Source organism: Flavitalea sp. (genome assembly GCF_035489435.1).
In the GTDB taxonomy this organism is placed as follows: domain Bacteria; phylum Bacteroidota; class Bacteroidia; order Chitinophagales; family Chitinophagaceae; genus DATHKG01.
The window spans coordinates 22,495-44,284 of the sequence record NZ_DATHKG010000056.1 but is presented as its reverse complement, the minus strand read 5'-3'; the positions used below and the strand labels follow the sequence as shown (position 1 = coordinate 44,284).

The window sequence follows — 21,790 nt, the reverse complement described above, 5'->3', positions numbered from 1 at the left end:
GGTAACCTTATTAAGCTTACAAAAATCTTTTATGGTTATGCCTGGGGTCTTATCAAAATTTGCAATCAATTCAAGTAATTGCTGTTTGTTGCGCCTGGGTGGCCGGTGTTGCGGTTCTTGGTCGTCCATCGATCATTTTTTAGTAAGCGACAAATGTAACCGGCACATTTTGAAATTCAGTCGTGGTTCTGGTTAGAGGTTTACAAGGAAATTGGCTATGAACCAAATACCAAGGCAATTTTATTTAAACAAAAGAGAACCCAGGTTATCGGTGTTGTGTTGCCTTATATCAGGGAAGAGTTTTTTAGTGATGCGATAAGCGGCATTGAAACCGCGGCTATGGAACACGATTACACAATTTTGTTCGGCCAGAGTTATGATGACACTGACAAGGAGATCAAAGTGGTGGAAGCCATGAAAAAACAAAGAGTTGACGGACTCATCATTTCTTTATCAAAACAAACTATTAAATACGATCACCTGGTTGCGCTTGATAAATATAATATTCCCGTGATTTATTTTGATCGCGTTCCTCCATTCGAGAAGGTACACAAAATTTATTGCAACCTGTATAAGGGCACTGTTGAGATGGTTGGCTGGTTATTTAACCAGGGTTTAAGAAGGATTGCTTTTATCAATGGTCCGGATAAAATACTGGCAAGCAAAGAACGTCTCAATGGATATATAGAAGGAATCTCAAAACAAAAACTTAAGGTTGATATGCAACTGGTGGAAAAGACTGACCTTTCAAAGGATAGCACCTATGCTGCCATTAAAAAATTGCTTGAACTAAAAAATCCTCCGACAGCTATTATAACCTTTAATGATTATGTTCATATGGATGCAGTTCAATATGCAGAAAAGCATGGCATCAAAGTGAACAAAGACATTGTTTTCGTTAGTTACGCAAACCTTCCCATTACAAGTTACACCGCCTATCCGCCACTGGCTTCGCTTGAGCAATATCCACTGAAGCAGGGTCAGAGAGCCATGGAACTAATGATCAGCTTGCTTTCCGGTAAAGACGACCTACAAACTAAACCTGTTACGTACCATAATGAAGAGTTGTCGGCTACTTTGATTACCCACGTAAATTAGTGGTGAAAATCTATTTTTTCAACAGTCTCGGGGATAAGAAAATGTAAGTCAGCATATCCCTGGCCATGAGCATGACTAACCATATTAACCGGCATACCATCCACGCTGATGTTGATATCCGTTCCATGGTCTATGTCGAAACCACGCAGGAAGATCTGTTCAGCTTTTCCTCCACCGGCATGCTGGCCAATAAAAAGACCTGGCACCTTACGTAATAATTCCTGGGAATTGTTGACCGGGTTAGTCTGAAGATCGATATTAGATATCACATTCAGATGCCTGGTAGTAGAGCGGATTTCGACTCCTTCCAGTTGGAATGCAGCAGGATTCAGGATAATCCGTTGATTATCGGTTTGTAAACGGGTTCTGATTGTTTCATATGAAACATGGCTTACCTGTATTGAATCGCCGGCAACAGCATCTTTAAGAAAAGAAACCGTATTCGTTAGTATGTGAATGTGTTCCTTTTGAAATTAATGCAACCGTTGCGCCGTCAAGTGGTTTTTTATCACTGCCAAATACATAACCATTTACTGGTTGGCTAAAACCAGGCGCCGAAATGAGCAAAAGAATTATGAATAGTGTAATCTTCATTATAACCGTGTATTAATTCTGGGGTGCTATTTAGCGTGATGATTATTTGATCCAGGATAATTTTTCTTTTTTGATCCAGGATAATTTTTCTTTGAAAAATTGAGTTGGCATCACGTGAACTACGAAAAATAAGGAATCTAAGTTTTATAAAATCACGGTATTTGAAAATTTTCAATACTGCATACATTTCAATACTGCATACTTTTTACTACTGCATACTTTTTACTACTGAATACTTTTTACTACTAAATACTTTTTACTTCTGAATACTTTATACTATTGTATACTTTATACTATTGTATACTTTTTACTACTGCATACTTTTTGCTACTAAATAGCTTTTACTACCGATTGCTTTTAAGTACCGAATCCTTTTTTATCTGAATACGTTTTAGAACTGATTTACGATAAAATATAAGTATGGAAATCGTCACCTCCTGCCGCTATTAAATTAGTTGAGTCTTCAAGCTTGTAGTTCTGGTCAACCATCACAACTGGATAAGCGGAAATTGTAATTCAACTTTAATATTGCCCCTTTTTATATCCATGAGTATCAATGAATTCGTCATTGGATTTGCCCTGCAATAAACACTGGGAGAGACATCGATTATCGGTTATTGAAAACAAAAAATTTTTCATTCTGGGCTAAATTTCGAAAGGTAAAGATAAAGACGCCTACCCTTACATTAACATGCAAAAAAGCCGAAAGGCAAATGCGGATTTTTGGGTTAATATCCACCACTTTGCCCATTTATTAAAGAAAATAGCAGGTTTGGGCGCGCTAAATGGAAGGGGCAATTTCTAATTTTTCTGTTCGTAAAATACTTTTACCAGGATAATGAAATTTGAGAATACGGCATTTTGAGGCGAATTTATTGACGAATCCGTCTTTTGTATTGACGAATACAGAAAAATTGACTGGAATTGCGTCAGTTATATCATCTTTCCCGAAGATAAAAGCAGGGCAGGAATTCAAACCTTTCACTGTATAGAATTTTTGGCCTTCCTTTTGCGACTTCTACAGGCATCCATATGAGCAGAGTGGATTTAGAATCCCTGTTCGTGCTTATTTGCAAGGCGGCAAAGATCAGTCGTTTTGCATTTGTTAATATCCTGTCAAACCAGCTTATGATCATCAAATGTGTTGTAATAGATAATGTGTATTCAGTCCTTTTCCAGTTGCACGAATGGATTGAACGGTTCCCTTTTCTCAGGATTGTTGAAATGTTTGATAACCGGAATTCAGCCGAAGAATTTCTTAAGACCAATCAAGTAGACCTGTTATTAACATTTAGTGACAAGGATGACGTTTCCTGGATCAAACGTATTCGATCCCGGGTTGGAAATCTTTTCGTAATCATCATGAGAGATAGCGAGGAACGTATATCCTGGAAAAAAGAGCAACTCAATCTTTGTTACCTCAGAAAACCGCTTGAACTAAGCAACTTTGAAGCAGCAATAAACCAATCAATTGATTATTACCAGAACAGGGAAGGGGCCCGTGTCGGAAACCTATATGTCCGGTCAGAATACAAGTTGATAAAAATTGAGATGGATGCAATTGAATATATAGAAAGCGTTGAAAACTATCTAAGGATAAACCTGAATAATGAGAAGCCGGTAATGACATTGATGACCTGGAAGGAACTTTTCCAGAAAATTTCCAAGGATAGGTTTATTCGTATACATAGAAAGTATGTGATACCGGTAAGTAAAATAAAGTGGGTAAGAAGCAAGAAGGTTTTGTTGCCGGGAATAGAACTGCCGATCAGCGATAGTTACCTCCCTGCCGTAAAAAATTATTTGAACAAATAGTAAAGAATTATTTGAATAGATAGTAAAGAATTATTTGAATAAATAGCAAAGAATTATTTGAATAGATAATTATGCCTGTTTTAATCAAATATCTATCGGTGAAGGTTTTGTAATTCATATTCTCGTAATGAAGATTTCATAATTCACATTCTCATATTTAAGGTTTCATAACTCATAACTCATAATTCATAATTCTCTTTCATTTATTTTTTTCTGCAGATCCAAAAGTGGTTGTTGTGAAATCTCGAAATGTTTTGTTTGCAATTGATCGAGATTTGAAATGATACCTATCACCAATGAGAAAGAAAAGGCCAATAAGATGGATGCGAAACTCCTTTTAGACTGTATACTGTATGCATAATAGCCAATAGAAAGCATTGCACAGACGAGAAGGGTATACAATGATATCCATAGTCCGGCAGGTATATGCCCCCTGTACCCGATAGCTACCCTTAGTCCCTGGATATCGGCTAATTTATTCAGCGCATCAAAATAAAGAGCTCCAAGGTCTGACTGCAGGTCGTTTCTTGAATGGCTTATTCCCAGGGCCCATAATTTATCATGTATCCTGTCTGCATCTACAACGGATTTTATTATCTTTTCATCCCCCGCTGACTTAAGCAACGAGATTCGAAGATCAAGATATTCTTTCACAAGTTTTTTTGTTACCGAACGATCTGGTTCTGCAATAAAATCTGATCTTAACCACACCGTTCCTATCTGGTTAGCTTCCTCTCTGACCAGTGATTTGCGCAAATCATGCCTGTCAGATACAATTCCGAAAGTAAATGCGAGCATAAAGGACAATAGTCCGAGAATCGACCCCGAAATGACCGAAATCATACCATCTTTTTCATTTTTCTTATAGCGTTGTAATGCTTCACCCATACGCTTTCCCACTTCAATGGATCCAAGGATGACGATGTTTGTAATAATGAATTGCAGGAATAATGGCAGACTTGTCATTGATTTCTAAACAGGTTAAGATCGTGTCAAAAATTCTAAATTTTGTGTGTAGACATTAATTCAGGCATTGCATTGATGGTATTTTCCAACTTCCATTGAGTGCTTCTTCCTTAGGCCAATATAAACGCATTGCCGCCCAAAAAGGGCCTTTAGGTGCAGGTAGCCAGTTAGCTTCTTTTTCTGCGCCAGGTGACTGGTGCCGGATGACAACTGTAAGCCCTCCATCAGCGTCTTTTTTCAACTGTGGAAGCATCGGCGAGTTAATCAGGTAACGATTAATGGGATTTGCTGTGAGCAGGCTCGAAGGCAGTTCATACATTGTCAAAGACCAGAATCCGTTCACAGGTGGCAATTGACCGGGTTCAAAGCGGATGGTGTAAGAATTGGCTCCATCCAGTTTCTTCTCATTGGCATCCACGAAATAAACCGGATACATTGCTTCCTGTTTGGAATTGCCATAGATGCCCATCACAGTCGCAGCCATACGGTACAGGTAATTATTTTTTAGATATTCCCGGTTGCCGAAAATATCCCCGGAGGTTACTTCCTTTGCATCCGTTAATTTCTTCAGACCTGCAAAATCCTGCCACGCGTCCGCTATTCCCTGTTCAAGTGCTGTTTTCAATGCTGGGTTAAGTTTGTTTGCATCGAAATTTTTATCACCACCCACACCAATTTTTGCGAATCGTTCCATTAAATCTTTTTCTGAAGGAACTATCGGACAGAATTGAAGCAGGAAGTTCAGAATATTAAAAAACCCAAGTGATGTCTTCTGTTCTTCAACAGATAGTGGTTGAGCATAGTCAGGAGTTAGAGCTGCCGCGGGGGCTGGTTTATCCATGAATTCTGATAACGTTTGTAATTTGTAACCTTGCTGAATCCTCTTCACATTTTCAAGATCAGACGCATTAAAAAGCTGCGTACGATAAACAGCTAATGCAAATTCGGTTTCTGCAAAAATCACTTTCTTCACACCTTCTGGTTTTTCCCCTTTCCAGTTCGGACCTGCAATAACATAATTGCCGCTTTCGTTCCCGGTAGCGCGGCTGCCTATATAATCGAAGTTATGAGTATAGGCATCGATAAGTTGAATGCTATAATAGCGACCCTTTTCAAATTCTGGTACTGTAAGCACAAGCGGTTCTGTGCGCAGATCCATGCCAATCATAGAATAGGGGGTGTCTGAGTTTGGGGTCTGAACAGCCTTATCCTCCGGCGTGTAAACACGTGGAATGTTGATCAGGTGATTAAAAGGCGCTTTATACTCTTTATTATCATGGTCAATGAAGTAGGCATGCTGGATGCGATAGCTATCTACTACCGGGAAACCGTAGATATAGGCCTCTTTAGCGATGGTCCGGGCTTCTTCGGCGGCCACAACGTCATTAGTCTGCTCTTGTACTTTTGATTTGAATTGCTGGCTCATAATTGTTTTTTTAAAGATTATATTTTGGATTTCGAGAATTTATCTGCGTCTTCCACCACCTCCGCCACCACCTCTCATCGGTGCTCTGCCGCCCTGGTAACTACGCCCGGAAGACATGCGATTATAATTTTGGGTTTGCATATTTCCTCGTTGCCTGTTCTGAGATTCCCTGTTCATCTCCTGCATATTAAAACTGCCCCTGTTGTTTGCTGCATTCATACCTGCGTCTCTGTTTGAAACCGAGGGGCTGGTGGTCTGCCTGTTTGAAACAGATGGCGTGGATGCGGGACGGGTTGAAGCGGAAGGAGTATTGGCAGGCCTGGTTGAAGCAGATGGTCCATTCAGGTCACGGGTGGAAGCAGACGGCGTATTTGCCTGCCTGTTAGATACCGAGGGGTTTGCGGCAGTTCCACTTGTATTGTTCGGATTCACTTTTGGTTGAGGTCTTTCAGCAGATTCCCAACCGTTCCCGGTGTTACGATATAGCTCGCCATTTTTGCTTGCATACATATCGCCATCCTTTGTCCTGATAGCAGCTGTAGTTCCCCCCGCGGTTGTGATATGCCCTGCTGAAGCAGACTGCCCTTTTCCATTGTTAATAGTTGTTGATCCCCATTGTGCATGTGGACTCGAGTTTTGCCTGGTTGAAGCACTGGCACCTGTATATGGATTATATGCCTGGGCAGTGGTTCTGCTGCCATAGGGAGTGGACACAGATGCTCCCCTGGCATAAGTGCCTGTACTTGGATTATAACCCTGGGCTACGGTGGCTTTACCATAAGGTCCATAGGCAGTAGCGCTTCTTCCATACATGCCTGTATTTGGATTATATGATGCATGATAGGCGACCCTTCCATAGTGATATGGCGAATAAGCATACATTCCATAAGTCATTGCATAGGGATAGTACATCGGGTATCCATATGGAGGATAATAATAGAAGGGTGGGTGGTAAAAGCCGGTGCCGACAGCGATCATGATCCCAAGTGGAACAGCCACAGCGAAAACGCCAAGGTATCCCGCTGTATAGCTGGATTCAATAACGTTGGGACTGGTTACAGTTTGTGTAACATAGGTAACATTGTATACCGGTGAACTAACGGGTTGGGCATAAATTACCGGTGGAACAGAAGTAGAAGTTTGCCAGGGCCCGTTGGGAGTGTTTGAATTAAACCAGATTCCTTTTACGCATGCATAATATGCAGTATCATTCACTTTAATAACTTTTTCGGTTGTGTTCACAGCATACGACAAGCTGGTGCTATCAATTGGTTTAAATGTTGGTTCACCTGAATATGGGATGTTGACCTGTTTAGCAGCTTCGGTGGCGTTAACCTGGATTGTAGTTGGTATTTGTGCAATCATCACTGCATCTTTTGCCTGTTCAGTTCCTGGTACAAAAGGGAGTACAGCTGCAGCCGGACTGCTTTCTGGTATTTGTGCAAAATCGGCAGGCAGATCTGGTGTGGCATAGGTCCAGGGGCCATTTAAACTATTTGAGCTGAACCAACGACCGGCTGTTAAATAATAAAACTGTTTATCTGATCCGCTGAAAAAAATATCGCTGGTTGTATTTGTTGCGAATTTCAACTTTGTTCCGCTGATTGTTTTATAGGCTGGTTCACCTTCGAAAAGAATCAGTTCCGCCACTTTCTCAGAGTAAAAAATTCCTGGCATTTTTTTATCCGGTTTGGATACTGCAGGTACAGTTCCCTTAAGCATGGTCCAGTTGGTATCTTTTGCAAGATTGACCAGTGAGACAGGTATTTTGGCCGTGAAAGCCCATGGTCCTCCCGATTCTTTTGCCTGCTGCCATCCCAGTCCATCATAGAGGTACCAGGCACTATCAGGTGTGCTGAAAAACAATGGATAACCGGCATTAACAACATAGTCCAGGTTTTCTTTGCTGGCCGGAGCCCTCACCGGTGAGCCCTCAACCGCGAGTAGCAGAGTTGGTCTTTTGCTTGTGAATATCACCGGGGGATTGTTATTGAGTACGACGGTCTTTACAGTATCTACCTTTGGTGTGCAGGCAACTATTTGTTCGATAGACATAACCAGTGAACGGTCGGGCGACATAAAAGATCTTACCGTTTCTTCCATTTTTTTTGCGTCTGACTCTTCCAGAGAAGGAAAATTTATTTTTGAGGTAGAGAAATTATTAACTACAACCCTGTGTGTTTCCATGTTAGCCTCAGTATCTGCACTCATATATAACACGCCCGAAACTTCCTGGCCCTGGTTCGGTTTCAATGTAAATGCCATGCGGTAATGTAGTCTCTTATATTGTTCCCAACTATCTACCTGTGGTTGGTACATGGTAAGCACGGAACCTTCATTGGTTAGTTGTCTGGGAAATGTTACGTCCTGCGAAAACCCGGGTATGGCGAACAACATAATAACTATGACTGCCAGCAATCTCTTTTTCATAATAAAATGCATTTATTGTTGATGCTATACAAGCTTTCTCAGATTATTTATTTTTTGCTCAACCCCATCCAGGTTAATCAGGCCTTCGCGCGGATGATTTAGTTCAGTAATAAGGTTGAGGGTTAGTGTCATGACTAATGCATAGCCAAGCAATAAAACTATATTTCTCTTTTTACCTTTATAGTCGGATCCTAAAAGAAAAGCAGCTGTTAAAACAAGTGTGAGAAGTGTCCACAATACCAGTTGCGGCACCCTGCTGATTCTCAAGGCATCCCTTGTAGTAACAACATCAATCATGTCATTGAGAATAGGGATCATTTGTTGTGACCTTACTCTGAACTCCGGATCTTTTGAATTTTCCGCAACTGTTTTCCATATCCTCCCTGAAATCTCTTCAGCCTTAACTAATTCCCGGGACATTATGTCCTCATCAGACCCGGCATCATAGTAAGCAATCCTTGCTTCTACATATTCTTTGAAATTTTGCCTAAGAGGATTTCGGATACTGTCCGGGTACATGTCGCAACGGAGAATAGCTGTACCGATGGTATTTGCTTCTTCAACGATTACATGTCTTCGTGATTCAAATTTGCCAACAGCGAGTGAAAAAGTAAATCCAAGCAAAAGCGACATAACACCGAGTATAGATCCTTCAATAGAGCCCATACCTTCCATAACTTGTCCTGGATATTTTTCAAGTTGTCTTTTTTTATACCAATACCCCAACCAGTTCGCCAACAGGATGAAGGAAAATATTAATACAAAGAGGATATAGGTTGGTAGTTGAAAAAAGAGTGTGTCACCCATAAAAATGATTTGTTATTTTATCCTGACTGATATCGTGATCCTTCAATAGTAAAACAGAGTATCTGTGTATTAATCTCCTTGATGAATACAGCTAAAACACTTCGTTTAAGCCAAAGAAAAAGCCACCCGAGCCATATTTTCCTTTCGCGTAATCGATACAAAGCGTTGACCGGCTGTTCTTTTGAAGAAGTATGCGAAGCCCTCCACCAGCGGCCGGTTCAATGTATTGAAATAGTTTTTTGTCCAGATCATCTGAAGCGGTCTGAAGGTTTATAAAAGCAACGCCGCTTATTAGTTTATTCCGGGTAATAGGAAAACGGTATTCACTTTCGAAATAAGCGAACATGGGGCCCTTAAAGCGACCGATGGTATATCCGCGCCCGCTCCTGTTGTAAAGGTCATACCCGGTAGCCTGCAAGGCCAGATAAGGAATATCTCCATCGATTTTAAAAGAAGCCATATGCCAAAAAGCAAGAACATGCTCCGGATTTTTGGTGCTAAGGCTAATATATTTCCTGATATCGTATAAAAACTGAACTGCATTTTTTGTGCTTCCAAGCCATTCCTGGCTGAATGCAAAGTTGAAATCAGCATAGGTTCCTCCATAGGAACGGAGCGGGTGTTCTCTGCTATTATATTCGAAAGCCAGGAGCAACGCATTCGCTGAATATTTCTTGGGGCTGAATCCGTTTCGAAGGCTGTATCGGTAATGTGGTGTACTTGTCAGCGTTTCAAGTTTTTCATCATCAATATGATCGCGATAGTTAATACTTACCCCCAAACCTGCAAATAAATGTTTCCCGATTTTACGAAATACTCTCTCCGTTAATCTCAAATAACTGAATCTCGTGAGAAAGGCACTGTCACTGTTTGTACGATAATCTTTATTGCCAGTGCCTAAATTGTAGTCAGTTATCAGGAACTTTGATAACTGCCAGTTTCCTACGAAATTAAATTTGTTACCGGGAGTAAATACGTTGTGCCGCAGCTGAGCTGTGATAATGCCCTTAGAGGTATACAGCGCTTCAATGCCGAATGCAGACAGATCTGTGTTGCTTTCATTTCCGAATTGTTTGATAGCGGATGCCTTGGCCCCAATCACAAATCCAAAACTTGGATTATATCCTAAAGAGGGTAGTATTGCTATATTCCTTGACTTTTTTACTTTTGAAGTATCGGGTTTTTTATTAAACCATTGCCTTAATACATCGCCTACATCTTTAACGTTTGCTTCAGCTGTATCGTGGACTAAAACATCCTGGGCCTGCATTGCTGCTGAAAAACAACAAAGCAGGCAAAATATCACCAAGCTGGGTTTTAAATACACGGAACTTAAGATGGCAATTTTCTTCCCTGGCATGATGGATTATTCAATGACCTTGACAGACTGATCTAAATTATTTTCCTGATTGTGCGTTTCCCCGTTCACCCAGCATGCGGATCCCTCACCATATTTCCTGATAGTTCTCACCATTTTACTGACTGGAATATTCAGGTGTTTAAGTTTTGATTCGTGCACAAGTTTGATTATCCCCGACCTGGGATCAGGCGGTCCGGGAAAAAAAATGGTGGAATAACCACCAGTTTGCCGGTCAACTTCTATACCCAGTTTCCAGTCGTTATTCTCACTCACCAGGACTGAACGCCATTTATTATCAGCGTCACTTATTGCATCACTGGCCCTTGATTTAAGCATTGAATACCCGGGGATAAATACCAGGAGATTGTCTTCAATTTTTACAATCAGGGATTTAAACAATTTTTTTTCCGACAAAGTGCCTGCTATGAGACAGATCAATATAATAAGAACCAGGCTAATAAAGGTCAGCATCCCGATACCCAGAACACGTTGAAAAGGCAAGTACATTTTTATAGGCAAAATCAGTTTTTGTATAAATGAAATTGCTTTGCCTAAAATAAAAACGAGCAGGGTCATCGGAAGTAAAAAAAGCACAACTCCACTTAAAATTCGTTTCATTAAAGTCTGGAACCAGCGCATAATAAATTAGTAATCGTTTGAAGTTGCAACAAAGAGTTTTAATGCTCTCCATGATGTTTTCTCAGGAGTTTGCTGATGCCAAAAGCAACTACCCAGGTATCATATCCATTCCATTTTATGTCATATGCGAGGCTGACTCCAAATTCCCAATTGTTCTTCATTTCCCAGCCACTTTCAATGCCAAGTCTTGTAACAAAAAAGCTTCCTTCTTTTGCAAACTCACCGCCTGCGCCTCCCAGGAATGTCACATGATCTTTTGGTTTGAATAAGACAGATGCTATACTTGCAAATGGCCTGGTTCTTTCCAGTACTTTTTGGTCATGATCCTCCACTTCGAAGCTTTCAATCATCATATCGTTTTGTAATCCAACGGCCCAATGATTACTTATCCAGTAATCATAGTCTAAGCCCCATGAAGGAATGGCTTTCCAGCCCCGCTTGCCATTTTCCATAATACCCTGACTTAGATGAGAATGGCCAATAAGCAGGGAGAAACGGTGAGTACCTTTAAGATTTTCGTCTCCGGTTTCTTCCGTTTTTTCCTCCTGTCCAAAAATATTTATAGTTATCAGTAAAAAGACAACAATGGAGATCCGGTTTCTTTGCACTATTAATCAGTTTTGCTGGAAATATAATTTTACCTCCATCGTACGATACTGATCGCATATTCGCAGATGCTTATTTATCTCAATTTGCAAATGCTCACTTACCTTAAAAAGCCATCTTTTTTCATTTGTGCTGATACTACATCTGCAATGTCATTTACAGTTTTGTCTATTTTTGACGGATTCACTGTTTTAGTTGTGGAAGTCCAGAGTAATTTATCCGGGCTTACCGAGTAAATGGCGGATTCAATAAAATAGTTTTTGTCAGTTGTATAGTATCCGGGTGAAGAATATGCACCGGCGCCATAACCATAGTACCTTCCATAACTGCCGTAATAAACCGGGGAACTACCAGGCACATAGGAAGTTTCTTTTTCGACATCGGCCAAACGCATCAGAACTATATGTGTAAACTTTCCTTCAGTAAGCATTTTATTTAATACTTCGTCACTTGCCGCCTTCATTAATTCAGGGGTAAGCATAGTATAAGATGCAACGGCTGGTGTGGTAATCCCAACGCGTTTAACCAGTTGGTCTTCTATTAGCCTACGGGACGATTCGTCTTTTACCATAGCTACCAACAACGCCTTATTTGTTGGACCGGGAGTCACACTTGCGCCGGGTTCCTTCCAGGTTTTTACAATTTCTGTTGACGGTGAGCAGGAGACAAGGGCGCCAAGAACAAAAAGCGAGAGGATTAGATTTTTCATTTCCTGTAATTTTTAAGTTAAGTCTGAGTTTGATAAGTCGTGATGTTTGATAAATCGTGATTGATTTATTAGTTCTTTTGGGTTTTATCCAGCTCGCCGATCAGGGGAATATTATTCTGGACAAATCCTTTCCAGGCGGTTTGCAGATAGATCTCCAATTGCAACAACTTTGCTGCTTTTACCGCTCCCAGCGATTTTTTGAGTTTCCCATAGTACTCCTGGTTCAATTTGTCAAGGCTGATTGTGTTTGACAAAGCTCCATTCGCAGTTTTATCCGCCTGGGCAGCGTTGATCGAATCAAGTGAAGCATACTCCTCGATCAGCTTGAGCCTTTCAGTTGCAAGTTTTTCTCTTTTCTTCTCATATTCGCTATATATCGGCCAGAACTTTCCTCCTTCCTGTACATCCAGCGCCATGTATTCTTCAACAAGGGTCTTTTTGTCTTTTGAATAAGCCTTCTTGATATAATCCAGCTCCGGATCTGCAGATTGTGCTTTTACGAATACAATTGAAAGCATAAAAACAGCGGTGAGAATAAATAACTTTTTCATGTTGATTTTTTTTGCGGTAATTTTTTTTGATGTGCTGTAAAGTCTTGTAATGTTTGCTAAAATGTCTGAAGAATGGAGATTGACAGTTCACAATTGTTTCTAATTACGTGCCAGATAACTCAAAGTATACTGAACTGTCCCCTAGCTTGTTGATTACTATAGAGAAGAAAATTTTTCGTTTTAATTCACCACGAATGCTGCTTAAAAAGATGATTACCGGATATCGGAGATTCACGAAATGTCGTAAGTAGTTTGAACGTAAGTAGCATACTATCCATGGTTTTCACGAATAGTTTCCGCCCCATATCAACCTGTTTATCTTTATAGTTTTGCTGTTTTTGCAATTTGGTATTGAACTAATCTTCACGATCAATCGTCCGGCGGATGTCGGACACAATTTGTCCGGACTTTTAAGTTTATCAATCGATCCGCTTATTAATTAAATTAAATGGAAAAGGATTGGAATATGGGTGACAACTTTCTGCAACTAAAATTTAATTGGTAAATTTATTATGTCGGTATCTCTTCTCCACTCAACCTTCCAGTTTCGGTTATGCGAACCATTGCAACCAGGGTTTCCCTGATAATTATTTCTCTGACGCTATCCCTGACGGGCGTTGCACAAAAAACAGATAAGGTCTTTCTGAAGAATGGTGACGTGATAACTGGTGAAATCAAAAGCATGCAGCTGGCCAAACTTAGCTTTGACATGAATGGACCGGGAATTATTAGTATTAAATGGGAAGAAGTAGTACAGGTAAGATCGGTTAAGACATTCCAGGTTACCCTGCAGAAGGGGGATGTGCTGCTTGTGAAATTAGACAGCCTTTTTTTTACAAGCCAGCATGTTAACCTGGACGATATTGTGGAAATCGTGCAGATAAAAAATACTTTTTTTAAAAGACTTTCAGGTGATGTCAACTTTGGATTCAATTATAATAAATCAAGTGACATATTTCAATTGAACTTCGCAGGTTCGATTACCTACCGCAAACCAAAGCTGGAGCGTAATTTTAGTTTGAATACCGTACTCTCCAGGGCCTCAAGCGATACGATTACGTCCAAAAAGCAGGATGCAACTTTCAGTGATCTCAGAAAACTGAAACACCTCTATTATCTGATGAGTACATTGGGATGGGAACGAAATACGCAGTTGGATCTGGCTAATCGTTACCTGGTGACCTTCGGAGGCGGTAAAATTCTGTTTAATAATAATCACCAACGGCTGCTAACAGGTGTGGGCATTTCGTACAATGAAGAAAAATTCTACGAGAGCAATGCTTATCAAAGCAATGTGGAGGCATTGGCTATAATCCAGTTCAAGAAATTCCATTATTCATCGCCTAAAATAAGCATTGATGCACAATATGTGGTTTATCCCAGTCTTTCAAACTGGGGAAGGGTGAGGATGAACCTGCAGGTTAATACAAGTGTTGAAGTTTTTAAAGATTTCATGGTTGGGTTTACATTTTACGACAACTATGATAGTCGACCGTCTGCAGGTGCAGCCTCCAACAACGACTATGGTCTGACCTTTAGCATTGGTTACAAATTTGGGAAGTGAAATATGACTAATAGCCAGCGGTTTTAATTTACGGTGAATGTCTGCTTCCGGTAATTAAAATGCCTCAGCGAAACTGAAATATGTTCCTTTAATTCCGTTTGGTCCAAATCCAAAATCAAGTCTCAGATTGGTATTGTGTTTTGTATCTACCCTGATTCTTAAACCCGCACCATACGATAGCTTCCAGCCATCGAGGGTTAAGTTACTGTATTTATCCGCTACACGTCCTGTTCCGACCCATCCGACCAGGCCGAATATATTCCAGACCGGTGCCCGATATTCAAACTGGGCATCGACAAGCACTTTATCCCGATATGCTCCCTGGTAATAACCACGCATCTGTTTATCGCCGCCCATCATTGAAAGTTCATAAAATGGTGTATTACCACCATTGTAATTTGTAGTTGCCTGCAGGGCGATTACATGTTTTAACCAGGGGTTGAAATATTTTCTTAAGTCCAATTCGAAATGTGTGAATTCGTATTCACTGAGAAATTCAGGATGCGTTACCAATACAGCCATCACAAGACCGCCTTGTGTTGGATTATAACGATTAAGCCTGTTATCATAAACAGCAGCGAGGCCAGTCCCAAAAGTAAATCCACCTTTTAATCCTGAAACTTTATCCTTGATCAGGAAACTATTGCTATCAGTTTTTACATTAAAATAGCTTGAAATATCAATAGGGACACCAACATAAAAAGATTTTTTAACCCTTACGAGGTTAGTCGCAAAAAACTTAATTCTTTCAGCCTCCACCTCTTCGACTCCCTCCCTGGTTACGTCATTACCAATACCAAAAATATACTCAGGTTGTTTCCGGTAATTAAAATAGGCAAGGATCATATATTTGTTTTCCTTGAAAATCAATTCGGTTGAAACGGAAAAGTTTATCCTGCCTTTGGTGGAAAAAGTTACTACCTCCGATAATTTGGATGGTTTGGAAATGGTATCTTTTTTTGATAGTTCAAAGATGTTGTTTTTAGCGAGGCCGAAAATATTCCCTGCTTCAGGTGAATAGGTAATTATTGGTGCTGGAAATATTTTAAAAAAGTGTTCTGCTTTTTTGTTGAACTGGTCAAACTTTGATGGGGCCTTTTTTTGCAATGAAGTATCGGGCAGCATATGAGAAGTCGAATCGGTTTGCGCGACAGTCGTTAAAGATGAAAGAGACATTATAGTGATACAAATGCTTTTCCAGGTTGGGATCAGATAAATGTATGATATTTTCATGTGCTTGAGTTAGTATTTACAAGTGCCCGAGTCGTACTTTGATTGCTATAACCCTGGTTGACTTTTATGTTATCTTTCAATAATGTTCTTACCCACTATTCTTTTTTTTGAGGTTCATCTCTTTGAATAAAAAATACCTGGCACCTACATCTAGACTCCATTGATAGCGTCCTGCAAAATCACCGAAGATTCCGGCACTTGGCGTAATCCAGGCATTAATCCGCGGTGTTAACACATATCCCAACCTGCTTCTCAGGTTCATTGATAAACCGCCGTTTATATAATCAAGAAACCATTCAGGCGCCACTACCATCCAGGTTCGTTTTGAAAAAGTTTTGACCATTATAAACTGCAGTTTCGTAAAACTGATATCAGCTCTCTCTTCATCGCCGCTTACAGAGTTAGTTTGTTGAAGTACCAGGGAAAGAAGCATTTTTCGCTTTGGTATTACCTTTGAATAGCTGACAACCGGAATCAGTAAATTTTTACCGGTACCAAGTATGGGAGACTGAGCAGTATTCAGGCTGATCTCCATGGATGCTGTAAACGCTGATAGCTTAGACTCAAAAAATTTGAAGCCAAGTAAGCGAAATGAAATGTCACCCATGCCAGAAGTCTTGTAATGTGCCGGCGCATTAAATGTATTATTGACATAAGGGAGATCAACCCTTGTTGTGAATCGCTTCCCGATCTTCACAATAGTTCTGACAATAGTCTGATTTAAATAGAAATCATGTTTCTTGTAATACTGTAATTCATTAAAGACTTCTATCCGGGTAAAAAACTGTGATGGGTCCTCGGCTTTGGCGCTGTTGCTTATTGCAGTAGTTGTATCCGCTACATTTTGTGCATAGATAAAAACTGTAAAATGCACCAGGAACAATAAGAAAGCCAGTTTAGCCATTTTGTTTTTTTGAAATTATCGCCCACTTATTGTTCCTTTTGTTTTTTGTTTTTTTTCGGATTTTTTCCAATCGGAATTCCGGCTGTTAAATACAGGACCCTGTTATACTGATTGGGCGTTGAATCGTCAACTACAACATCGATAAGTCCGTAATAATATTGGAGGTTCAGGTTCATTCCATTGCCTTTCATAAGCCGATAACCAATGCCTAATGCAAGGCCTCCATCGAGTGCATGATAATTATCCCTTGTATCCAGCTTATATCTCAGGTCCTTTTTGTCTTCTACTGACCTGGTGAACTCGTCAATACATTTGCTTCTTAATCCCAGTTGTATACCACCTTTTACAAAAAAATGATTTTTGAAGCTGTATTTCATCACTACCGGGACATTGAAATACCTGAGTTTTCTCGCAACGCTACCGCCTTGAAGAGCACTGTCGAGACCTGAATTGTTCAATGAGTAAACGGGCAGATCATCGGCGCCCATCGGAGACTTTACTATTACACCGGTATTCAGCATCCAATTGGGATTTTTAAGTTTGAAATCGAAATAAAAACCAAGATTAAAACCCTGCAGGCTATTGGTGTTGTCAAGATTTTTTAAAGCTGACCAATTGAGTCCCCCTTCTAATCCGAATTCTATCTTCCCGGTGTTAAGTTTGTCTCCCAATAAAAGAGAGATCAGCACCTGTGAATTTGATGTAAATGCTGACAAGAAAAATACTGTGATAAAAAAGAATTTTTTCATGGGCTAGTATTTAATTGTTACAAACCGAAACGGTATTGTAACCCGCCTATAAACTGCTGACGACTGCCAAGAAAACCATATTCTGCTCTTACCATCCAGTGCTTATTCAACTGAAATTGTCCGCCGACAATAAAATTCCACATGTCCTTTACTCTTTTGTTTAATGAATATTGAATAGTGGAATTATTTGCAGTGCCAAGTGCCCCTTCTGCCGCTGTCAGGATATTTGCCGCTTTTGCAAGGGTCCTGTTAGCTGTTTCATATTTGGCTTCATTGATCGGGTTGTTTTGTTGAGGAGGTGTAAGACCATTCCACCAGGTATCGATCTGGGCTTGTGTTTCGGCTACTTTTTGCTGACCCGCATCAATTTTTGCAGCCGCTTCGCCGGCACCTTCTATTACATCACTGATAGCAATCGATCCATTTGTAGCGGCACCATATTTTACACGGAACCCTCCAACCCATAAAGCAACATTTTGCTCTGGCTTTTTGAGTTTAAAGGATTTTCCTAAACGGGGGCCAAACACAAATGAAAATACTGGCTTATCCAAAGCACTTACATCGGTCCATGTAAAGTTCATGTCAAGCGCAATCCAACCTCCGCCGACGCCCATGGTAGGAGTTAAACCAAATCCTACTGTTGTGGAATTGAAATTGGCCTTCGTCGAATAACTTGTAACTTCTTTCCAGTTATTGCTGCTATCCGGTACATAGATTCCAAAACCAACAGCCGTTGAGGGCCTTGCAGCTGCAACAATTCCATAAACGTTTAAAAAAGGGAGTATCCAAACATCGGGTCTGATGTTGAAAGCAGTGGCTTCAGATACTGCCTGGTTGAAGCGTATGATTTCATCCAGGTCATAAGGCTGGCCGTTATTAAACCCCACTTTCAGATCTTCGATTACAAGGTCAGACTTTTGCCAGAATACATTCACACCAATACCGGCAGAGTAGGGCAGGTTATATCCAAGTTTGGCAACTTTCTTCCCGAGAATTGGTAACGCATATGGATACTCGATGTTTGCCAGGCTGTCTCTGAGATCCTCGTTCTTTTTACCAACTTCTTTATTGGTATATACTTGAGAAAACACGGAAGATGAAATGAGGACCATGGGAAGGATCCGGATAGCCTTAGATAGAAATCGCTTTATATTATTCTTGAAAAACATAATACAGATTTAGGGTTTAGCTATTCGCCTGTTGGAGCTTCGATTGTATATCCAAGTTGTTTCAGAGCATCAGCTTCATTATAAAATGTTCTGCTGTGTACAATTTTTCCATTTTCGATCCGGTAAACAGCATTTACCCACAAATTGATCGGGCCTCTTCCGTCTTTGTATTTTATGGTGAGATAAGCCCAGTTCAGCACCCAGTCACCAATAGCTTCGCCTTCAGTAGATGTAACTGCTATTTCTTTATGCCTTGTATATTCAAAAGATTCGTAAAGATTCTCGGCGTTAAATTTAAAGGCCTGGACAGCCTCTTTTTTGGTAGTTGAATCACCAACTGAGGGCCCATATCCAACATAGCTATCGGCAAGGAGAGAATCCATGGTCGCGACATCTTTTGTTTCCACAGCCTTCATAAATTTTTTAGCAATCTCAAGGTTCTCTTTTTCCTTGTTGTCCTTATCTTCTTTGCAGGAATAAAGGCTGATGCTTAATACGATTAACAATAGTAGTTGCTTCATGATCGGTTTAGTTTTTGTTGATTGATATGTATGTTTATGATGTTTTTTTAAAAACAACAATCATTTGATTCTTCAACTAGTTATTTGATAGTGTATCCCTTTCCTTCAAGACAAGCAGAAAATCCTTTCACAAAAGTGGCTTTGATATCTGCTTCCTGGCTTTTTACATTCGCTTCTGCCTGTTGATTTGCTCCTGCCTGTGCTTGTTTTCCAGCCCTTCTTCCGGCTAATCCACCTGCCACAGCGCCAATAGCGGCACCTTTACCGGCATCTCCTGCGATTGCTCCGATAGCGACACCCGCTGCTGCTCCTTTTGCTGCTCCCTTTACTCCACCGCCTGTTGGTCCTGACTGTACTTCTGCGGGTGCGACTTTAGGAAGATTCAATGGGTCAATTCCTGTTTGTTCGATTGACCATTTGTAACATTCGAATTCATCTTTTTTCTGTTGATCCTTGCTTTGCCCTTTTGCTGGAAACACAATTAATTTCAAGCCCTGCGACATCTGGTTATACGTCATTTTTGAAGTGTCCGGTAAAGATGGCGGTGCCTGGGCTAAAGCTGTTTGAAAGATCCCCAGGATAAACAATGGTAAAAACAGCCCCGCAACTGCTTTAGAGAAAAAATTTCGTTTCATTTTTTTTGGTTTTAATAAATAATAACAATAGATAGTATTTGATTCAAGCTTATTTGATTCTGGCAAATTGTACTTTGTATGTATTTCCTTCTACCGCCTGAAAATATTCCCCCGCCAGCATGTCTTTGTCCTGGATATAATACAGGTTGTATTTTGATCCCGGGTAATTCACATCCCTCAGTTCAATATAGATATTCAGAATACTGTCCCTGGTTGACCAGCGTGTATCTGCTACATTTATTGAGCTCGGATTGAAATAGCCAGCCTTTATTTTACCGTTCACATAGAGTTCCGATATTTCGAGCCTATATTCAGCATCCGTTCTGATCCAGTTGCCGGTTACAATTGTCCGGTCAATTGATTTATATTCTTTTATAATAGCAGACTCACCCTCACTGATTTCGGTCTCAGCTGCCTTATCATTGTTCAGTGGTTGATTGCAACCTGAACTGAATACTGCTATTGCAGCAATAAGTATTAATCTATATTGGGTTTTAATCATCATTCAATTAAAAGTCTGTTTAACGTTCATAACACTAGTGGTTCCAGATTTACAGTTGTTTCAAGCATTAATTTTCTGGTATTGTTGATTGTGATTTTAATTCCCTTGCATGCAACTGTTCGTGAAGGATCATCAATGGTCTTTGGTTGACTGGTATTAATCCTAATTCAGGGCGATCCAATGCAAAAATCAGGCACATCACCACGGAAAAAGTAGTCGCCAGCAACAGGTTGATTCCATAACTTCCCTTACCTGAAACCCCGAACTGGTAACCAAGCACCAGCATAGATAAAAATCCGATGATAAATAATACAAAAAGGATTGCTTTAGGTATCCGGTATACAATTACTAATGTTACCCGCTCGTAATAGGCATCTATGACATCGTTAACAGCACTTGTGTATAAGGCATATACTTCAGAACTCCGGTCCTGTACAGCAAGAGCTTCTGTATAGCTCCAGAGTGAATCAAGTATCTTCCGGGAATTCATGAAAGCGTAATCCATTTTCGATAGGTCTTTTAAGAGATCTACCCGCAGGTCCACATATTCAACCAGGTGTTTTTTGGTCGCTGACCGGTAAGGCTCCGGGATTAAACCCGCACGTAAATAAACAATCCTGATATCTTTTACTTCTTCCATTAGCATAGCTTTTCGTGCATCATAACGATTGGCAGCTATCTGGAATGTAAACGCCAGCATGAAAGCCAGAAGCCCAAATGCAGCTGAGACAACAGATTCAATAGGAGTATGTTGTATGTCTAAATCAGTCTTGCGATGATACATACCAACCCGCTGACCGACAAACAGGGGAATGATGACGGCTGCGAGGGGCAAAAGGAACATCCATGCTATCTGGAGTAAAGAAGAAAGAGTCATACCTGTTGCCATTTTTTGATGTGGATGTTTTTAATGTGTGATCAATTCATATTGCTTACACGAAACGCTTGAATATCGGCAATCGGACCATGAACTATTTTCTCATCTTCCCCAAGAGTGAAATAAGCACCTGTAAGCAATTGGAACTCCATGGAAGACATAAATAATTTCATCGAATGCCCGTTCAGCCAGAGTGAAAAAAAATGGTAATGTCCATCATTAAACACATCAGTAGAAAGACTATGTTCTATGCACTCAGCCGGCAACTGGTTAAAGACAAATCTGAATGTTTGTTCAAATTCCTTCCTTTTGTTACCAGGAACATCGCCTGAAATTCTTAGGAAGTGAGGAGTATTTTTTTCCATCTTGCTAACCAATTTTATTTCGGGGAAAGTGGTGAATTGAGTACAGAAATACTGTGAAGATTCTTTCAATAGATGTTCAGGTGTTGCTAATTGTATGCCAGATGAAAAACATGCACCTCCAGACACTCCGTATTACATTGATTATGATAGAAAAGAAAATTATTAGCTTGTAAATCTTCATCGATGGGGTAAAACGTATTGAATACCGCATATCGGAGATATACGAAATATCGTAAGTTGCCTTGAGATAATTGTAGTTGAATCACGCCC

Annotated in this window: 23 protein-coding genes; 3 read left to right on the top strand and 20 right to left on the bottom strand. The window is 40.3% G+C overall.

Going from position 1 to position 21,790, the window contains the following annotated elements:
- The first annotated feature begins 276 nt into the window (after positions 1-276).
- The gene (locus VK664_RS08825; protein ID WP_461398278.1) at positions 277-1,098 is read left to right on the top strand and encodes a substrate-binding domain-containing protein; all 822 of its coding nucleotides are present in this window, start codon (positions 277-279) and stop codon (positions 1,096-1,098) included.
- Here VK664_RS08825 and VK664_RS08820 read toward each other — a convergent pair.
- Together VK664_RS08820 and VK664_RS08815 are read right to left on the bottom strand one after the other, a co-directional pair.
- Positions 1,095-1,367 (bottom strand): TonB-dependent receptor plug domain-containing protein, encoded by a 273-nt coding sequence (locus tag VK664_RS08820; RefSeq protein ID WP_461398277.1) that lies wholly within the window; start codon positions 1,365-1,367, stop codon positions 1,095-1,097. The two genes, VK664_RS08825 and VK664_RS08820, sit on opposite strands and share 4 nt — an antisense overlap.
- 154 nt (positions 1,368-1,521) lie before the next feature.
- The gene (locus VK664_RS08815; RefSeq protein WP_461398276.1) at positions 1,522-1,692 is read right to left on the bottom strand and encodes a peptidase associated/transthyretin-like domain-containing protein; all 171 of its coding nucleotides are present in this window, start codon (positions 1,690-1,692) and stop codon (positions 1,522-1,524) included.
- Positions 1,693-2,724: 1,032 nt separating this feature from the next.
- Here VK664_RS08815 and VK664_RS08810 point away from each other — a divergent pair.
- Positions 2,725-3,507: a LytR/AlgR family response regulator transcription factor gene (locus tag VK664_RS08810; protein WP_461398275.1), complete on the top strand. Its 783-nt coding sequence runs from the start codon at positions 2,725-2,727 to the stop codon at positions 3,505-3,507.
- Between the two features lie 186 nt (positions 3,508-3,693).
- Here VK664_RS08810 and VK664_RS08805 read toward each other — a convergent pair whose 3' ends face one another.
- From VK664_RS08805 to VK664_RS08765, 9 genes are all read right to left on the bottom strand, one after another.
- Positions 3,694-4,473: a bestrophin-like domain gene (locus VK664_RS08805; RefSeq protein ID WP_461398274.1), complete on the bottom strand. Its 780-nt coding sequence runs from the start codon at positions 4,471-4,473 to the stop codon at positions 3,694-3,696.
- A gap of 55 nt (positions 4,474-4,528) precedes the next feature.
- Entirely contained in the window at positions 4,529-5,899 is a 1,371-nt protein-coding gene (locus VK664_RS08800; RefSeq protein WP_461398273.1) for a DUF1254 domain-containing protein, read from the bottom strand.
- Between the two features lie 39 nt (positions 5,900-5,938).
- Positions 5,939-8,329 (bottom strand): hypothetical protein, encoded by a 2,391-nt coding sequence (locus VK664_RS08795; RefSeq protein WP_461398272.1) that lies wholly within the window; start codon positions 8,327-8,329, stop codon positions 5,939-5,941.
- A gap of 24 nt (positions 8,330-8,353) precedes the next feature.
- Positions 8,354-9,136, bottom strand: coding sequence for a bestrophin-like domain (locus VK664_RS08790; RefSeq protein ID WP_461398271.1), 783 nt, complete (start codon positions 9,134-9,136; stop codon positions 8,354-8,356).
- Between the two features lie 91 nt (positions 9,137-9,227).
- Complete coding sequence (locus tag VK664_RS08785; RefSeq protein WP_461398270.1) at positions 9,228-10,496, bottom strand: BamA/TamA family outer membrane protein; 1,269 nt, start codon at positions 10,494-10,496, stop codon at positions 9,228-9,230.
- Between the two features lie 6 nt (positions 10,497-10,502).
- Positions 10,503-11,114, bottom strand: a complete 612-nt coding sequence (locus tag VK664_RS08780; RefSeq protein WP_461398269.1) for a hypothetical protein — start codon at positions 11,112-11,114, stop codon at positions 10,503-10,505.
- Positions 11,115-11,173: 59 nt separating this feature from the next.
- Positions 11,174-11,743, bottom strand: a complete 570-nt coding sequence (locus VK664_RS08775) for a hypothetical protein (protein WP_461398268.1) — start codon at positions 11,741-11,743, stop codon at positions 11,174-11,176.
- Positions 11,744-11,841: 98 nt separating this feature from the next.
- The gene (locus VK664_RS08770; RefSeq protein ID WP_461398267.1) at positions 11,842-12,450 is read right to left on the bottom strand and encodes a hypothetical protein; all 609 of its coding nucleotides are present in this window, start codon (positions 12,448-12,450) and stop codon (positions 11,842-11,844) included.
- Positions 12,451-12,518: 68 nt separating this feature from the next.
- Complete coding sequence (locus tag VK664_RS08765) at positions 12,519-13,001, bottom strand: hypothetical protein (RefSeq protein WP_461398266.1); 483 nt, start codon at positions 12,999-13,001, stop codon at positions 12,519-12,521.
- 553 nt (positions 13,002-13,554) lie between these two features.
- Between VK664_RS08765 and VK664_RS08760 the strand changes: the two genes are divergently transcribed.
- A complete protein-coding gene (locus VK664_RS08760; protein WP_461398265.1) occupies positions 13,555-14,565 on the top strand; it encodes a DUF481 domain-containing protein in 1,011 nt (336 codons plus the stop codon).
- A 54-nt stretch (positions 14,566-14,619) separates the two neighbouring features.
- Here the strand turns inward: VK664_RS08760 and VK664_RS08755 are convergent, their stop codons facing one another.
- From VK664_RS08755 to VK664_RS08715, 9 genes are all read right to left on the bottom strand, one after another.
- Positions 14,620-15,798: a BamA/TamA family outer membrane protein gene (locus tag VK664_RS08755; protein ID WP_461398264.1), complete on the bottom strand. Its 1,179-nt coding sequence runs from the start codon at positions 15,796-15,798 to the stop codon at positions 14,620-14,622.
- An 88-nt stretch (positions 15,799-15,886) separates the two neighbouring features.
- Positions 15,887-16,702 (bottom strand): hypothetical protein, encoded by an 816-nt coding sequence (locus tag VK664_RS08750; RefSeq protein ID WP_461398263.1) that lies wholly within the window; start codon positions 16,700-16,702, stop codon positions 15,887-15,889.
- 26 nt (positions 16,703-16,728) lie between these two features.
- Entirely contained in the window at positions 16,729-17,451 is a 723-nt protein-coding gene (locus VK664_RS08745) for a porin family protein (protein WP_461398262.1), read from the bottom strand.
- Between the two features lie 17 nt (positions 17,452-17,468).
- On the bottom strand, positions 17,469-18,620 hold the full coding sequence (locus tag VK664_RS08740; protein WP_461398261.1) for a hypothetical protein: 1,152 nt from the start codon (positions 18,618-18,620) through the stop codon (positions 17,469-17,471).
- Positions 18,621-18,640: 20 nt separating this feature from the next.
- Entirely contained in the window at positions 18,641-19,141 is a 501-nt protein-coding gene (locus tag VK664_RS08735) for a nuclear transport factor 2 family protein (protein ID WP_461398260.1), read from the bottom strand.
- A gap of 80 nt (positions 19,142-19,221) precedes the next feature.
- Positions 19,222-19,776 carry a glycine zipper domain-containing protein gene (locus tag VK664_RS08730; protein WP_461398259.1) on the bottom strand — a complete coding sequence of 185 codons (555 nt, stop codon included), beginning with the start codon at positions 19,774-19,776 and terminating at the stop codon, positions 19,222-19,224.
- A 49-nt stretch (positions 19,777-19,825) separates the two neighbouring features.
- Entirely contained in the window at positions 19,826-20,281 is a 456-nt protein-coding gene (locus tag VK664_RS08725) for a hypothetical protein (protein WP_461398258.1), read from the bottom strand.
- Positions 20,282-20,345: 64 nt separating this feature from the next.
- Entirely contained in the window at positions 20,346-21,167 is an 822-nt protein-coding gene (locus VK664_RS08720) for a bestrophin-like domain (RefSeq protein ID WP_461398257.1), read from the bottom strand.
- Between the two features lie 29 nt (positions 21,168-21,196).
- The gene (locus VK664_RS08715; RefSeq protein ID WP_461398256.1) at positions 21,197-21,520 is read right to left on the bottom strand and encodes a hypothetical protein; all 324 of its coding nucleotides are present in this window, start codon (positions 21,518-21,520) and stop codon (positions 21,197-21,199) included.
- Positions 21,521-21,790 lie beyond the last annotated feature (270 nt).